15 protein-coding genes are annotated in these 15849 nt (G+C 37.0%); 6 read left to right on the top strand and 9 right to left on the bottom strand.

The genetic code is table 11. From position 1 onward, the window contains the following. Nucleotide 1: 1 nt before the first annotated feature. The 9 genes from folK to ABN763_RS12695 all read right to left on the bottom strand — a co-directional run bounded on the left by folK (nucleotide 2) and on the right by ABN763_RS12695 (nucleotide 9422). Entirely contained in the window at nucleotides 2-1138 is a 1137-nt protein-coding gene (gene folK / locus ABN763_RS12655) for a 2-amino-4-hydroxy-6-hydroxymethyldihydropteridine diphosphokinase (protein ID WP_410485846.1), read from the bottom strand. A 60-nt stretch (nucleotides 1139-1198) separates the two neighbouring features. Then, nucleotides 1199-1978, bottom strand: coding sequence for a glutamate racemase (gene murI / locus ABN763_RS12660; protein ID WP_410485847.1), 780 nt, complete (start codon nucleotides 1976-1978; stop codon nucleotides 1199-1201). A gap of 63 nt (nucleotides 1979-2041) precedes the next feature. After that, nucleotides 2042-2551, bottom strand: a complete 510-nt coding sequence (locus tag ABN763_RS12665) for an OmpH family outer membrane protein (RefSeq protein WP_410485848.1) — start codon at nucleotides 2549-2551, stop codon at nucleotides 2042-2044. Nucleotides 2552-2594: 43 nt separating this feature from the next. Beyond that, nucleotides 2595-3455, bottom strand: coding sequence for an OmpH family outer membrane protein (locus tag ABN763_RS12670; RefSeq protein ID WP_410485849.1), 861 nt, complete (start codon nucleotides 3453-3455; stop codon nucleotides 2595-2597). Between the two features lie 182 nt (nucleotides 3456-3637). Next, on the bottom strand, nucleotides 3638-6247 hold the full coding sequence (gene bamA, locus ABN763_RS12675) for an outer membrane protein assembly factor BamA (RefSeq protein ID WP_410485850.1): 2610 nt from the start codon (nucleotides 6245-6247) through the stop codon (nucleotides 3638-3640). A 7-nt stretch (nucleotides 6248-6254) separates the two neighbouring features. Beyond that, complete coding sequence (locus ABN763_RS12680; RefSeq protein ID WP_410486143.1) at nucleotides 6255-6995, bottom strand: isoprenyl transferase; 741 nt, start codon at nucleotides 6993-6995, stop codon at nucleotides 6255-6257. Between the two features lie 7 nt (nucleotides 6996-7002). Next, on the bottom strand, nucleotides 7003-7662 hold the full coding sequence (locus ABN763_RS12685) for a DUF6089 family protein (protein ID WP_410485851.1): 660 nt from the start codon (nucleotides 7660-7662) through the stop codon (nucleotides 7003-7005). Between the two features lie 193 nt (nucleotides 7663-7855). Further along, on the bottom strand, nucleotides 7856-8740 hold the full coding sequence (locus ABN763_RS12690; protein WP_410485852.1) for an NAD kinase: 885 nt from the start codon (nucleotides 8738-8740) through the stop codon (nucleotides 7856-7858). Between the two features lie 25 nt (nucleotides 8741-8765). Then, nucleotides 8766-9422: a CBS domain-containing protein gene (locus ABN763_RS12695; protein WP_410485853.1), complete on the bottom strand. Its 657-nt coding sequence runs from the start codon at nucleotides 9420-9422 to the stop codon at nucleotides 8766-8768. 92 nt (nucleotides 9423-9514) lie between these two features. Between ABN763_RS12695 and ABN763_RS12700 the strand changes: the two genes are divergently transcribed. From ABN763_RS12700 to tig, 6 genes are all read left to right on the top strand, one after another. Beyond that, a complete protein-coding gene (locus ABN763_RS12700) occupies nucleotides 9515-10228 on the top strand; it encodes a pyridoxine 5'-phosphate synthase (RefSeq protein ID WP_410485854.1) in 714 nt (237 codons plus the stop codon). Beyond that, a complete protein-coding gene (locus tag ABN763_RS12705; protein WP_410485855.1) occupies nucleotides 10228-10995 on the top strand; it encodes an alpha/beta fold hydrolase in 768 nt (255 codons plus the stop codon). The genes ABN763_RS12700 and ABN763_RS12705 overlap by 1 nt, the downstream gene beginning before the upstream one ends. Nucleotides 10996-11055: 60 nt before the next feature. Next, the gene (locus tag ABN763_RS12710) at nucleotides 11056-12300 is read left to right on the top strand and encodes an OmpP1/FadL family transporter (RefSeq protein ID WP_410485856.1); all 1245 of its coding nucleotides are present in this window, start codon (nucleotides 11056-11058) and stop codon (nucleotides 12298-12300) included. 12 nt (nucleotides 12301-12312) lie between these two features. Further along, on the top strand, nucleotides 12313-13869 hold the full coding sequence (locus tag ABN763_RS12715; protein ID WP_410485857.1) for a G-D-S-L family lipolytic protein: 1557 nt from the start codon (nucleotides 12313-12315) through the stop codon (nucleotides 13867-13869). Between the two features lie 81 nt (nucleotides 13870-13950). Beyond that, the gene (locus tag ABN763_RS12720; RefSeq protein WP_410485858.1) at nucleotides 13951-14295 is read left to right on the top strand and encodes a phage holin family protein; all 345 of its coding nucleotides are present in this window, start codon (nucleotides 13951-13953) and stop codon (nucleotides 14293-14295) included. 173 nt (nucleotides 14296-14468) lie between these two features. Then, nucleotides 14469-15791: a trigger factor gene (gene tig / locus ABN763_RS12725; RefSeq protein WP_410485859.1), complete on the top strand. Its 1323-nt coding sequence runs from the start codon at nucleotides 14469-14471 to the stop codon at nucleotides 15789-15791. The last annotated feature ends 58 nt before the right edge of the window (nucleotides 15792-15849 follow it).

A 15849-nucleotide genomic window follows, 5' to 3' on the forward strand; every position in this document is an offset into this window, starting at 1 on the left:
ATCAAGACTCCCTTTTTATTGCATCATTTATTTGCCTTAGCAGAAATTCATAATCGCTATTATTGCTTAAAAAATCAATTTCTGATACATCAATGATTGCTACTTTTTTTTCAGTTTGTGTCTTAATATAATCCAGATACCCATTATTGATTTTTACCAAATACTCAGGTGAAATATCTTGTTCGTATCCGCGACCTCTTTTTTTGATATTCTGCAATAAACGCTTCGTATTCTGATACAAATAAATGTAAAGATCAGGCTTCACTACTTCTTTATACATGATATTGAAGATAGTCCTGTATAAACTAAATTCTTCTTCAGCAAGGGTCACCTTAGCAAAAATTAGTGATTTATAAATATCGTAATCTGCAACCACAAAATCAGAAAACAAATCGAATTGCGAAAGGTCATCGGAAAACTGTTGATATCGATCGGCTAAAAATGACATTTCTAATGGAAATGCGTAGCGACTTTGATCTTTATAAAACTTTGGGAGAAAGGGATTATCTGCAAAACGTTCCAGTACTAATTTTCCATTATAATCGTTGGCTATTTTAGTAGCTAAGGATGTTTTGCCTGCGCCTATATTACCTTCGATCACCAAATAATTGAGTTTTGAGGTTTGTAAGATGTTGTTCTTTAAGGAAAGATCAGTTTGCGCTATAGTATCTGTATCCTTGCAGTCATCCAACAGTTGCTTTACTGTTTTACTGAGAACGGGGTGCACTTTACTTGGTGCAATATTAGCTAACGGCTTCAGAACAAAAAGTCGATCTTGTAATTTAGGATGTGGTACTTTCAGCAATTGCTCATTTATAATTTCATCTTCATAAAACAAAATATCTAGATCGATCGTACGCGAACTATATCCCGTTTCATTGCTTCTTACTCTGCCAAGTCTCTTTTCAATAGTAAGCAACTTTTCTAAAAGCCGACTTGGCGATAAGTCGGTTTTTACACGCAATGCGGCATTCAAAAAAGGCGCGCCTTTAAAACCCCATGCAGGAGTTTCATACACCACAGAAGTAGCTTCAACGTTTCCCACTTCATCCTCAATTGCTGAGACAGCAGCATTTAAATGTTGGTGCCTGTTACCTAAATTACTACCGATTGATATGTATGCCTGCTGTTGTTTCATGCATTGGCAAAATACGGAAAAGTAGTAGGAAGTTTCAAGGAAAACTCCAGTCGTTTCAACTTAAAAATCTAGATACTCAATATATTTTTGTTTAGGTAATAACTGCTTAAGGGTATCTACAGTTGTATTTGTATAAAAGTAATGCGTAGCAGGCTTAATATCCTTGTTTAGCAAGTCATATTGACTTAAAACAGCTTGTACTTGTCTTGCGACTGCCTCCCCCGAATCAATAATGGTGATATGGTTCGGTAAAACCTTTTTTAAAGGCGTAATTAAGTATGGGTAGTGACTACAGCCCAAAACCAGATAATCGATATTGGCATCTAACATTGGTTTGGTGTATTTTTCAAGCAGATTAAGGGTTTCTTTATGATTGATCTTTCCCGCCTCAACCAAAGGAACTAACCCCTCGCCTACTTGTTCGATTACTTGAATACCACTAGTATGTAAACTGCTTGTTTTATGAAATAATGCGCTAGACAATGTTCCTTTTGTAGCTAAAACTCCAATCGAATTTGTTTTGGTTTGTAGTGCTGCCGGTTTAATAGCCGGCTCAATGCCTACAAAAGGAATATCGTACGTTGACCGAAGCACATCAATAGCATTGGTGGTAGCGGTATTGCATGGTACTGCAATGAGTTTACAGCCCTTTTTTAAAAGAAGCTCGGTATTTTTAATGCTAAGTTCAATAATGCGGTCTTTCCCTTTTGGCCCATAAGGGGCATTTTTACTGTCTGCCAAGTAAACAGAATGTTCATTTGGCAACAAGCTGTTTACCTCACTCCACACAGAGGTCCCTCCAACGCCTGAATCGAAAAAGCCTAAAGGTGCTTTACTCATGGTTTAAAAATAAAAAAAGACCGCCTTATTGGACGGTCTTTTCTTCTTTATCTTTAAAGAATATTAGAATCCTAATTCCTTCTTTACATCTGCATACAAATCAGTACCGTCAGCGAGTAATACACCACCGCCAGCGGTAGCATCTAATACATACTGAATACCTTTTGCTCTAGCCACTTTCTGGATAGCAGTACGTGCTTTTTCCTGGATTGGCTTGATTAAATCGATTTGTTTTTGCTGTAATTGCTTGTCTGCATTTACTTGAAACTCACGAATGTTGTTTTCCATTCCAACTACTTCCTTCTGGCGAGTTTCGTTCATAGTTGCAGTAACTGTTTCTGCTTCCGCTTGATATTGCTTAATCTTCGCTTGGTACGAATCCATTAAGCTTTTCATATCAGCTTGAAAAGTCTTAGATACCTGCTCTAATTGTTTCTTAGCAGCAATCATCTCCGGCATCTCACTTATTAACTTTTGAGTATCAATATGGGCTACTTTGCTTTGTGCATTTACAAAACTGGTAGCGCCAACAAATAATACTACAGCTACTAATAACGTCTTGAATTGTTTCATGGTAATGTTAAAAATTATTATTAATTGTTATTGTTGTTCTTAATTATTCTCCTTCTCCTTCGCCTTTTTTCTTTTCGGCCTTTTTCTTGCGTTCTTCTTCCTTTTTCTTTCTAGCTGCTGCGCGCTCTGCTAACAACTTCTTGCGCCGCTCTTCAAACTCCTTTTTCTTTGCTTCACGTTCTGCAAGTTTCCGCTTTCTATTTTCTTCTATTAGCTTTTGCCTTGCAGATACTTTGTCATTACTCTCCGTCTTACGAGCCTCAATTTTCTTTTGAGCCTCAGCAGTTTTAGCACTACTTACAGCATCTACTTTTCCACTCGTACTATCTTCAAACTTATCTTTTGAGCTATCGATCTTTCTACCAATATTTCGTTTTTTAGCTTCTCGATTAAGCCTTCTTAAAATAAGGTCGCTAATATCGTGTTTTTTAGCGGAAAATAACATGCTACCTTCAGCTGATTTATCAAAAATATAATCATACTTTTTTGTAGCAGCAATTTCTTGAACTGCATTAAAAACCTGATCCTGAATAGGCTTTACCAGTTGTATACGCTGCAGGATCAAATCGCCTTTAGGACCAAATCGATCTTGCTGGTATTGCAACATTTCCTTTTCTTTCACCAAAATGTCTTCCTCGCGCTCCTCAATCAGTTCTTTGGTAAGCAACACTTTTTCAACACTTAGGTTTTGTCGCATTTGTTCAATACTACTTTGTTGCTGCTCAATTTCTGTTTTCCATTTTTGCACCTTACTATCTAGTTGAGCATTCGCTTGATTATATTCTTCTATATTCTCAAGAATGTACTCCATATCAAAATAACCAATTCGTGGTCCGCGTTGTGCGTTGATAACAAATGAGCCTGCAACAAGGCTTGTCAGTAAAAAAAGAACTCTAACATTCATGCTCTTAGTGTTTTAATCATTAGTTTGATTGACTGTTGCAACCGTAAAAATGACAACTTTCAGAACCTGAACTACAGCAATTTATTGTCATTTTTAGATTTCCCAAATAAACGAATATTTCGTGAGAAATGATAATACCAATAAATGCCATCAGACTGGTAATAGAAAATATCGTGCCAAAATTAAAATTGCTGCCCGATAATGAAATGTGTTTCCCATCCATTTCTTTGTGTTTGCCCTGGTAGCGGATCGAAACCGTAACCAAAGTCAATACCTAGCAAACCAAAGGCTGGCATGAAAATACGCACCCCAAGACCGGCAGATCGTTTTAATTCAAACGGATTATAGTCTTTAAAAGTATTAAATGCGGCTCCTGCCTCTAAAAAAGTTAACCCATAAATAGAAGCTGCTGGTTTTAATGTTAGTGGATAGCGCAATTCTAAAGAGAATTTATTATAAATAGTAGATCCATCAGTATTCGACTGACGCCCATCAGTACCGATTATAATTGGGTTTAATGATTGGTTAGGATACCCACGTAATCCGATAGCTTCAGTACCCCCGATATTAAATTGACCAAGTCCGTCACCCCCAAGCGAAAAACGCTCAAATGGAATCACACCACGATCTTGGTTATATGCGCCTAAGAACGCAAACTCTGCAGATGACTTCAGCACCAATTTATCAACTAAACGAGTATACCAATCTCCTTTAAACTTAATCTTATAAAATTCGAGCCATTTTACTTTTTCTTGCTGAATCTTCTCCGCATCAGCTAAAGGAACACCTTGGGCATCTGTTAAGATATTACCATTAGCATCCTTTTGCTGAAACTCTTCTTGGTTTTCTAAATCACCATAATCAACACCGTTCCACAATGAATACGGTAGCGTAAATTTCGCACTTACCGAAAATTTAGATCCATACAATGGGAATATCAAGTTACCACTTAATGCCTGTCTGGTTAAGTCAATCGTATAAGCCAAGTTATTCGCAAAACCGGTAGATCCAATATTGAATAATCCTGTTCCAAAATTGTCGAACTCATAACTTTGAAATGATAATGATTGTGACAAAATAAAGTTATCATCCGGCACCTGTAATTGTTTAGCAAGTCCAACAGTAATACCAGAGATTATGAACTTACGATCTTTATCAGCACGTCGTGTACGTTGGTTAAATTGAAATTGGGTTGTTCTCGATAATGATGTTGAAAAGGAAACCGGCTGTTTACCTCCTAACCAAGGTTCAGAAAATGAGAAACTATAAGTTTGAAAAAATTGACTTGCCTGTAATCTAAGCGACAACGTTTGACCATCACCCATTGGTAAAGGCTTATATGCCTCTTTATTAAATAGGTCTTTAACGGCAAAGTTATTAAACGATAGTCCCAGCGTACCGATGAAACCGCCACCACCAAAACCACCTTGTAGCTCAATCTGACTAGACCCTCTTTCTACCAAACCGTATTCAATATCGATGGTGCCATCATTAGGATTTGGATTTTTAAAGTCTGGCGAAACCTGTTCAGGATCAAAAAATCCTAACTGTCCAAGTTCACGAACCGAACGCACCACATCATCTTTACGGTATAACGCTCCAGGTTTTGTACGTATTTCTCTAAAAATTACATGATCATTAGTTTTATCATTTCCAACAACCGTGATTTTATTAAACTTCGCCCGCTTTCCCTCTATAATTCTGATCTCAAAATTAATGGTATCATTCTCCGCACTCACCTCAACTGGGTTAATACTTGAAAATAAATACCCGCTATTTTGATACAAATTGGTTAGATCATTTGCGTCAGGCTTAGAATTGTCTGCTATTTGCTTTTTAAGCAATACCCCATTGTATACATCGCCCTTTCTAATACCTAATACTTGATTCAACTGCGCATTGGTATAGGCCGAATTACCTAAGTAATTGATATCACCAAAAAAGTACCGGCTACCCTCTTGCACCTTTATATTAAGATCTAAAGTATTTTCTTCTTTATTAAAGGCCACAGTATCTGTAATGATCCTTGCATCTCGGTAGCCTTTTTCTTTGTATTTATCGATTACACTAACTAAATCTTCTTTGTAATCATCTTCAATAAATTTTGATTTCTTCCAGAAACGACCAAATGCCTTCTTTTTGGTATTCTTCATTTGCTTACGCAGCTTCCCATCAGATAGGACTTCATTACCCTCAAAATCAATATTGCCAATCTTTACCTTATCACCTAGATCGACATTTACTATCATATTTACCGCATTAGTAGCCGTGGTGTCTTTTGATGTTAACAACGATGTTTTTACGTTGAGATAACCCACTTTCCGGTACTTATTTTCAATAAAGTTCTTCGTATTTGTAAGGAAGCTTTCGGTTAGCTTCTTTCCTTTTTTAAGGTCAGTTTCCTTAACAATATCGTCGATTTTACCTTGTTTTTTAATCCCTTGGAATTTTACTTCAGATAAAGTAGGAAGCTCTTTAATAGCCAATTCAAGGAATGCTTTATCCCCCTGCACATCGGTTAAAAAAATCTCGATATCACTAAACAATTCTAATTTCCAAAGCTTGTTAATCACTTCTGTAATTCGCTCTCCAGGAATTGAGATAACCTCGCCTTTTCTAAGACCGGTAAACGTAAGTACAGTTTGTTTGTTGTAACTCACTATACCGGTAACTTCTATGCCCCCTATAACGTATTTTTTACCATTATCGAAGGTAGCCTCTTGCGCATTTACTTGATTAAAACCAATACAAAAAAGAAGTAATAGGAATAGTTTAAGGTAATTTTTTTGCATTAAGGTGCTAGTTAAGTTGTTCACTCGTTTTTCCAAATCTACGCTCTCTTTTTTGATAATTGATAATGGCCTCAACCAAATGTTCTTTTTTAAAATCGGGCCAAAGTACCTCGGTAAAATATAACTCAGCATATGCAATTTGCCACAACAAAAAGTTACTGATCCGGCATTCCCCACTAGTACGAATTAACAAATCGACATCCGGTAAATTTTGCGTGTAAAGATGCTTATTTATGACTGCTTCGTCAATCACATCGGGCGAAATTATATTATTTTTAACTTTAATACTAATTTCTTTAACAGCATTACTTAATTCTTCCCGAGACCCATAACTTAAGGCTAAAGAAAGGGTCATATGGGTGTGATGTTTCGTTTTGTCAATTACCTCTAGTAATTCACGCCTTGCCTTTGATGGCAGCGCATTCAGGTTACCAATTGCATTGAGTTTTATGTTGTTGTCGGTAAGTGTTTTTAATTCTTTTTTCAGAGAAGTGACCAATAACTTCATTAAGGTATCGACCTCTAGTTTTGGACGATTCCAGTTTTCGGTACTAAAGGCATATAACGTTAAATTTTTAACGCCAAGTTCGGCACACGCTTCTACTGTTCCGCGCACAGCCTTAGTACCTTTTTCGTGACCAAAAACCCGCATTTTGCCTTGCTTTTTGGCCCACCTGCCATTACCATCCATAATAATAGCAATGTGTTTCGGTATGTTAGTGTTGTCTATTTGATCTGCTATGTCCATTTCATCTTCAATAATCCCTGCAATAGCATGGTCTTCTTCCGAAGGTATAGGTAAGTGTGGCGCCAGTAAAAACATACCAATCATCGCTATTGGTATTTCCAAAGGTAACAATCCCTGTGTCATTACCTTCAAGATTATCCGTTAATGTGTAGCGTGCGCCAATTTCAGCACCAAGTACTAGATGTTTTGCAATACTTGCTTTCACACCTAAAGTCATTGGTATTGAAAAATCCCAATCTGTTTCTGTAGCTAAGCTGCTATTAACAACTCGATACGAGAAATAAGAAACACCACCATATATATAAGGACTCACCACCCTTCGTTCGTTATGTAAGTTAAACTCTAAAAAGTTAAATTCCATCCCAAGCGAAAATTCTGATATCCTATTTGAAAATGAGAACCCTCTTGCTTGTCGTCTTCGATCATCAGAGTTTCTATCTATTCCTTGAATATCAGCGTATGTATACGATGCTCTCCAGGCGTAACGAGGACTCCGATTCCATTTATAAAGCACTCCCAGAGCAAGCTGATTCGGTTTTATGTATGATGTACTACCTACATCACCTATAAAATTACTTCCACCAGCAAAAAGTCCAAGTTCATGTATTTGTGCTATTCCCACTTGTGTAGTCAAGACCACAAAAAGAACTACAAACGCTTTTTTCATACTTTATAAAGTTTGCAAATATAACAATTCTCACTTCACATAACGAAGCACTATTCATGAAGTAGCTTAGTGCCTGGGAATATGATTCAAGAATTTGACAACAAGGTGTTTTTTCAACACTATTTTTAAACTGTATTTAAAGGTATTTATTGTGCACTGCAAGCCACAATACAAGAAAGACTGATTAATAAAACTAGTTACGTTTATCTTCGCCCCAAAGTAATTTATTTCTAAGCGTTTTCAGGAAGCTTTGAGCCTTGAGCTCGATTAAATTAATATCAAAAGGTGCCCTCTTTATAATAAGATCGGTATGGTTAGGCACTGTAGCAATTCGCGAATCTAATGATACCAAATAGGTATCCTCCCTACCCGATACTCGTAATTTAATTTCAGTAGAATCAGGAATTACCAGTGGGCGTGCATTCAAATTATGAGGGGCAATTGGTGTTAATACAATACTTTTTGCGTCGGGTGCAATTACCGGACCTGCACAGCTCAAACTATATCCGGTAGAACCAGTTGGTGTAGCCACAATTAAACCATCGGCCCAATAACTAGTAAGGTACTCTTCATTTAAATAGGTTTCAACAGTAATCATACTCGTTGTATTCTTCCGACTGATCGCGATCTCATTTAAAGCGAAATCTAAATCTCCCACACTTTCAATTTCGGGAGAAGCGCTTATCTGCAGTAAACTTCTGTTTACTATGTTGTAATCTTTGTTAATAATTTGACTGACAGACTCTTCTATTTTGTCTTTTTGAATAGTCGCCAAAAAACCCAACCTTCCTGTATTAATACCTATAATGGGCAAACCACAATTACGAACATAGGTAACTGTTCTCAAAATAGTACCATCTCCTCCAATACTGAACAATAAATCGAAAGAAGGGTCGACAGGATCGTCAACAGAAAAAGTGGCGAATGCTTTGGACAAGTTCACCTCTTCTTTCACAATTGCATAAAAGCTCTCTTCTACAACTGCTTCCACTCCGTTTTCAACAAGAGCATCAATCAATAATTTGACATATTTACCCGAATTGTTGCGATAGGTTTGTCCGTAAATAGCAACTTTCATGTGTGTATCTGGTTTGAGTATTGAATTACATATTTAAGTATCGATCTAAATAAGCCGACCGATCTTTTAAGGTGTCTATAAACACATCATCATCGTTACCAAAAATAACGTTGTAACTATAACGTCTAAAGGTTTGTAAAACCTCGTTCAAGTTGCTGTTGTTTATTTTTAAAGTTATCTGCACCATATCATCTTTCGCTTCGGAGATAAAAGCACCAAGTAACTTACCGTTATTCGATTCAACAATTTGGGCAATTTCACCAAATGAGTAATCTTTCAAGCCTTTTTCAACCACAAGAATACCTCCAGGTTCACTTAAAAAAGGAGTAGCATGAAAAAGGTCGAGCACCTCGGTTAACTCATAATACCCAATATATTTATTGTCACTGTTAAGTACTGGCATAATGTTGCTTTCATTTTTAGCAAAAGCTTCAATAACATCTAACCAGTTAGTATGCTCCTTAACAAAAAATAAATCTAATTCATATTGATAATCACTAAGCACATTATTACTATCGTAGTTTTTGGCATCATCTTCAAAAACTGCCCCAAGTAACACATCATTTTCAATTACCGGTAAATGCGAATAGGTAAGTTGATTAAACAGCTGATGTACCTGCGTTATGGGCGTTTGTAAATTTAAAGGATGAATCCTTTTTGATATAAGTTGATTGATCTCCATCTGATTGCAAATTAATTAAAATTAATGATAACCACCCGTGGGTGAGTTCGTATTTTTGCACTGCTTTTAATCGTTTTCAATTTTAAAAGATTATGACCAAACTAAGTGTAAACGTAAACAAAATTGCCACTTTACGTAATGCCCGTGGTGGCGATGTTCCAAATTTAGTTGCAATGTCAAAGGATATTGAAAAATTTGGTGCTCAGGGTATCACTATTCATCCAAGACCAGATGAAAGACATATTAGATACCAAGATGCTTATGATCTTAAAAAAGTGGTGACCACCGAATTGAATATAGAAGGAAATCCGATTAAGAAGTTTATTGACCTTGTTTTGGAAGTAAAGCCCGAACAGGTAACCTTGGTACCTGATGCCGTTGATGCAATAACAAGTAATGCAGGATGGGACACTGTAGCAAACAAAGCTTTTTTACAAGAGGTAATAACGGAATTTAAACGAAATAATATCCGAACTTCCATTTTTGTAGATCCTGTTCTTAAAATGGTTGAAGGTGCAAAAGAAACAGGAACCGATCGTATTGAGTTATACACGGAAGAATTTGCCACTGAATATGACAAAGGAAACACCGCCGCCGTAAAATCATATACCTACGCATCGGTACTGGCAAATGAGCTCAACTTGGGAGTGAATGCAGGACACGATCTCAGTTTAAAAAACATTAAATTCTTTAAAGACGAAGTGCCTAACGTATTAGAAGTATCTATCGGTCATGCCCTTATTGCAGAATCATTATATATGGGTATTGAAACAGTCATAACATCATACTTACAAAAACTTAGTTAATGCTATTACATTCTAAGATTTTAGGGGAAGGAACTCCGCTGGTCATTTTGCATGGTTTCCTCGGAATGTCAGATAATTGGAAAACATTGGGTAGCCGATTTTCCGAAAGTGGTTTTCAGGTACATTTGGTTGATCAGCGAAATCATGGTAGAAGCTTTCATAGTGCCGATTTCTCTTATCAACACATGGCCGATGATATTCTATACTATTGTGATCATTATCAACTGGAAAAAACACATATTATTGGCCACTCGATGGGTGGCAAAACCGCCATGCTTTTTGCTACCGACAATGCAGAAAAAGTAGAAAAATTATTAGTGGCAGATATCGGCCCACAACAGTACCCACCACATCATCAAGAAATATTAAATGGCCTGAGTGCACTTGATTTTTCGAAGATCACTTCTAGAAAAGAAGCTGACGAATCACTTTCGAAATATATTCAGGATCAAGGCATTAGAATGTTTCTTCTTAAAAATATTTATCGCACCGATAAAAACACCCTTGGGCTTAGAATTAATTTAGAAGTGTTAAAAGAGTCGGCTGAAGATATCGGAGAAGCTTTACCAAACACTTCTATTTTTCATGGAAAAACCTTATTTTTAAAAGGAGAAAAATCCGGATACATAACCCCAAACAACACCGCACTGATCAAATTACACTTTCCGGAGGCATCTGTTCAAACAGTTAGCAATGCCGGACATTGGCTACATGCTGAAAATCAGCAAGAATTTTATGATAAGGCTGCTGCTTTTTTAACAGCATAAGTAATAATCGAATATTATTTATAAGGTGCTTTTGCATCAAAACCTACTATACCCAATACTATGAACATTAAAAAAATCTGTTTTATTATTTGTGTATTTCTTAGCGGAACCATCATATATGCAGGTGGGTACCGCATAAGCGTACAAGGCAATAAACAACTAGCGATGGGCCATACAGGTGTTGCCGTAATCTCAAGCGCTGAAAACATATTTTTCAACCCGGCTTCTATGTCGTTTTTAAATGGCGAGTTAAATGTTTCTTTAGGAGTAAGCGGGGTCTTTTCAAATGTTGCTTTTCAAAATCAAGACTTAGGCATTAGTACTGCAACTGATAATAGTATACGCACGCCTGTTTATGCTTATGGAACATATAAAATTAATAATTGGTTATCAGCAGGACTGGCGGTTTATACACCTTATGGGAGCAGTGTTACCTGGCCAACAGACTGGGCCGGATCTCATTTGGTTAATAATATCGAGTTACAATCAATATTTATCCAACCTACTGTTTCCGTTAAATTAAGCGACCATTTAAGTATTGGTGGTGGTCCCATTTATGCTATCGGATCGGTTAATTTCAATAGGAATTTAAGTCGAACCTTATCCAACACCGAAGGAGCGCGTACTAATGTAACCATTGACGATAAGGGGATTACCGCTTGGGGGTATAATGTTGGTTTGTTATTCCGGGCAAGTGGTAAATTAAACGTTGGTATTAGCTATAGGTCTGAAATAATTGTTGAAGCAGAAAATGGAGATGCTGATTTTGAGAATGTACCATCGGCATTGCCTGGTGATTTTTCAGACACCACTTTTGATGCTTCCTTGCCGCTTCCTGCAGAACTTACCGTAGGACTTTCTTATCAAATAAATAATAAAGTTTTGGTCGCTTTCGACTTTAATCGCGCCTACTGGAATGTGTACAAAAGTTTGGATGTTCAATTTGATAACAGTGCTGGCTTATCTCGAAACCCTCGTAACTATAAAAATGCATCGACCTATAGGTTTGGCTTACAATATACAGCTAACCAGCGATTTGTGTTAAGGGGTGGTTTTTATTTTGATGAATCGCCAATTCAAGACGGGTTTTACGCTCCAGAAACCCCTCGAAATGATTCCGTTGGTTTTACTGGAGGATTTACCATTAACATCAACCCGCGCTTAGCGGTCGACACTTCCTTCTTGTATTTACGCTTCGCAGAGGTAACGAATTCATACGACTTTTTTGATGACGGATCTTCATTTGGAGGCACTTATAAATCGAATGCTTTTATTCCTGGAATCGGACTTTCCTACAAACTATAACCCAACAAAACCATGAAAAAATATATTCAATATATAGTAGCCAGTTGCATTTTTTTGATTAGTGCCTCTTGCGATCCAGAATTTGAACGCGCCATCGAAGATCCCGGATTTTACCAAGCTGGCGAAGCTAATTTTGGTACTGTAATAGCCGTTGGAAATTCATTAACAGCAGGCTTCGCTGATGGGGCTTTGTATCAATTGGGACAAGAAAACTCATTTCCAAACATCCTTGCAAAACAGATCGCATTGATAGAAAGATCTGATTTTTCACAACCCTTAGTCGCTGATAATATTGGAGGACTTATCTTAAACGGAACACAGATAGCCGATAAAAGACGAGTATTAACACAAGATGCAACAGGAAACCTAGGTACAGTAAAATTTATAGAGGGAATGCCGACCACTGAGGTATCTACATCATTAGAAGGCCCCTTTAACAATATGGGGGTTCCTGGTGCAAAAAGCTATCATTTATTAGCAAATGGTTATGGAAACGTGGCGGATATACCAACCGGGACAGCGAATCCCTACTTTGCTCGGTTTGCATCCACCCCTAACGCCTCTATTTTGGAAGACGCCGTTGCACTGGATCCAACTTTTTTTAGTCTTTGGATTGGCAATAATGATATATTATCATATGCCACTTCCGGTGGTATAGGAACCGATCAAACGGGAAATTTAGATGCTAGCAGTTACGGTCCAAATGACATTACAGATCCAAGTGTTTTTGCATCAATATATCAAACTGTTATATCTACTCTGACTCAAAATGATGTAAAAGGAGTAGTCTTAAATATCCCGGATGTTACTTCTATTCCTTTTTTTACCACCGTACCCAATAATGCGTTGGTACTTTCCTTGGAAAACGCAGCAAACTTAACAGCAGCTTTTCAAGCGGTTAGTGGAGTTTTTACCCAAGTTCTTATCCAACAAGGAGTTTCAGCGCCGCAAGCACAAGCCATAGCAGCACAATACGCCTTTACCTTTAACGAAGGTCCTAATCGGCTTTTAATCGATGTTCCGGTAACCGATACCAACCCACTAGGTATTCGTCAAATGAGTGAAAAAGAGCTGCTATTGCTAACTATTGATCAAGCAGCCTTGGGTCAAGGCTATGGATCAATCATTTTAAATGATCAGGTATTGCAAGTTCTTGGCCTGTTACAACAAGGGGGAACACCGAATACCGAACAGACACAAACATTACTTAGTGCAGTTAGCGGAATTAAAGACGAAGATGTCCTTGATAGCAATGAATTAGTAGCAATTAATACAGCTCAAATGGCCTATAACACGACCATTCAAAACCTTGCTATGGCCAACAATCTTGCTTTTTTTGATGTTAAAAGCCTATTAGCTCAAGCTGCAAGTAGCGGTATAATGACCGATGCCGGTTTGATAACCTCTACTTTCGCCACAGGTGGTGCATTTTCGTTAGATGGTGTACACCCAACCGCTAGAGGGTATGCGATTGTAACCAATGGAGTTATTGATGCTATTAATGCGCAATACGAATCGACTATCCCAAAGGTTAATCCCAGTTCCTTTCCTACCGTTTATATCGAATAGATGGCCCCGTTTTAAAAGAAAGCGCATTAGATCATATTTACCAAAAACACTATATTCATAGTATCATTAAAAATCTAAATAATGAATTGGCTTCTTAAATTATTACTTACTGGCGTAGCCGTTTTTATCCTGTCATATGTACTTCCAGGTGTTTCGGTAGACTCCTATATAACCGCTCTTATTGTCGCATTAGTACTCGGGTTACTAAACTTAATTGTTAAGCCTATTTTGGTGATATTAACTTTACCAATTACCATTCTTACCTTAGGTTTATTTTTAATCATTATTAATGGTTTGATCATATTACTCGCCGATAAACTCATTGACGGTTTTGCGGTATCAGGATTACTTTACGCATTAATTTTTAGTTTCCTTTTATCTATTTTACAATCCATTTTACATTCGATGCTTAAGAAGGATAAGTAGTAGGGTAAAGCGGTAAGCAGTTTTATCCTGCTGTATCTTCAAGATTGAACTTTACAATCTCAACTTTTTTGCTGTTAACTTTCGACTAGCAAAGCAAAACTCGATCTTAAACCCTTGTACAATAGGAAAAAACACAGTACTTTTGCAGCCCGTTTTAAAGAAAGAAACAGACAATGAATATTACAAGAGAAAACATCGATGCTTTAAACGCTGTTGTAAAGGTTGATATTGCTAAAGACGATTATGCTGACAAGGTAAATACAGTACTTAGTGATTATCGTAAAAACGCCAATATTCCGGGCTTTAGAAAAGGTCATGTGCCAATGGGCTTGGTAAAAAAGCAATATGGCAAGGCCGTTTTGGTTGATGAGGTAAACAAATTGCTTCAAGATGCTTTAAACAAGTATTTAACCGAAGAAAAATTAGATGTACTTGGTAATCCGCTTCCTAAACCACAAGACGACCTAAACTGGGATGCTGATGAATTTTCTTTTGAATTCGAATTAGGTCTTGCTCCTGAGTTTGACGTCAAAGTCAAAAGTAAAAAAGCAATTACCCACTATAATATTCAGGCAACTGATAAGATGATCGATGATCAGATCGAAAACATTGCTAACCAATACGGTAAGTTAATTGCAAAAGACACTGTTGAAAAAGGTCATGAAATAACTGGTCGTTTTTTTAGTGAAGAAAATGAGATTGATAAAACCACAACGTTTAGTTTAGATAAGATAAAAGGAAAGAAAAACACCGATTCATTTTTAGGAGCAAAAGTAGACGACGTGTTGACATTAAAAACAAAAAACTTGTTTGATGAAACGCATAGCCTTGTTTCTTATGTTGGTGTAAATGCCGAAGGTGCTGATAAATTGAATGTTGAAGTTACCTTCACAATCACTGAGATTAACGAAAGAGAAGGTGCAGATCTTGATCAAGACCTTTTTGATAAACTATTCGGAAAGGATGTTGTAAAATCTGTAACTGAAGTAAAAGCGAAATTAAAAGAAGATGCTGAAAAGCAATTCGCGCAGCAATCAGATCAGAAACTATTAAACGATGTAACAGAAAACCTGATCGAGAATACCAAGTTCGATCTTCCGGCTGATTTTCTTAAAAAATGGATTCAGACTTCTGGTGAGAATCCACTTTCTGCTGATGAAGCTAGCGAAGAATATGAAAAGTCAGAAAAGGGATTACGTTATCAATTAATTGAAGGTAAAATAATAGCAGATAACAATCTTCAAGTAACTTTTGACGAGATCAAAGACGGTACTAAAGAAATGATTAAAGGGCAAATGGCCCAGTTTGGCCAGTTAAACCCTTCTGAAGAGGAGCTCGATAATATCGCTGCACGTGTATTGGGTAATCAAGATGAGATCAAACGAATCAACGAACAGTTGCTCAGCAAAAAGTTGATCGAGTTCTACAAAGAAAATGCTAATTTAAAGGTAAAGAACATTAGCTATGACGACTTCATTAAAGAAGTATATAGTTAATTACTAAATAAAACATAAAAGATGTTTAAGGCGTGATTCAAAAATGAGTCGCGCCTTA

It is taken from the genome of Spongiivirga sp. MCCC 1A20706 (assembly GCF_046524175.1).
Taxonomy (GTDB): Bacteria; Bacteroidota; Bacteroidia; order Flavobacteriales; family Flavobacteriaceae; genus Spongiivirga.